This window comes from Streptococcus sp. HMSC072D03 (genome assembly GCF_001812855.1).
Classification (GTDB): domain Bacteria; phylum Bacillota; class Bacilli; order Lactobacillales; family Streptococcaceae; genus Streptococcus; species Streptococcus salivarius_D.
The window spans coordinates 1-1,005 of the sequence record NZ_KV810615.1 but is presented as its reverse complement, the minus strand read 5'-3'; the positions used below and the strand labels follow the sequence as shown (position 1 = coordinate 1,005).

At 40.8% G+C, this 1,005-nt stretch carries 1 protein-coding gene; it reads left to right on the top strand.

The window, feature by feature from the left end; genetic code table 11:
• On the top strand, nucleotides 1-1,005 hold a 1,005-nt coding region (locus HMPREF2877_RS01040; protein WP_305366759.1), incomplete at both ends, for an SspB-related isopeptide-forming adhesin.

Genomic DNA, 1,005 nt, shown 5'->3' with positions numbered 1-1,005 from the left:
ACCAGAAAAACCAACTGAAAAACGTGTAAACAGCGTTCCAGTTCCACTTGAGTTGAAATTCACGAAAGCCCTTGCTGGTCGTCAACTTAAAGCTAACGAATTTGAATTTGTTCTTGAAAAAGACGGCGTTGAAGTCGAACGTGTGAAGAACGACGCGGCTGGTAAAATCAACTTCAAGAAACTTGAGTTTGGTAACGATGATCTAGGTAAGACTTACAACTACACTGTACACGAAGTTACAGGTTCAGACGCAACGGTGACATACGATACAATGGTTGCGACTGTAAGGGTTTCAATCTCTCATGATGGTACAGCGAAAGCAATCGTGAAGAATGTTGTAGACGCACCAGATAAAGAGTTTAACAATAAGGTGAAACCACCGGAAGAACCTAAGTTCAACCCAGAGAAATACGTCGTTGATAAAGAGAAATTCGATATCACAGGCGACAAGCTCGTTGATGATGACAAAGAATTGGCAGACAAGTACGCAGATACAAATGCGAACCCATATGCGGATGATGCATCAAACAATGAACCAGAAAACTTGAATACGAAGACAGTGAAACCAGGCGATAAATTGGTTTACCAAGTATGGTTGGATACAAAACAATTTAGCGCAACCAACACTGAAAACATTCAAACACTCAGCATCACAGATAACTATGATGAAGATAAGTTGGATGTGAACTCAATCAAGGTTTACGATAGCGTAACTGGTGCAGACGTTACTTCTAAGTTTGATATCGCAAACACAGGTGGCGTGATCACAGCGACCCTTAAAGCTGGCTTCACGAAATCACTAGGCGATGCCAACAACACTCAAATCATCGATACAACTAAGTTCGCATTTGGCCGTTACTATAAAGTTGATATCGTAACAACTGTGAAAACAAGTGTTGAGCCAGGTAAAGATATCGAAAATACAGCTGGACAAATCGTACACTACTACAACCCAAGAACGAACAAGGTTGAGAAACCAGAAAAACCAACTGAAAAACGTGTAAA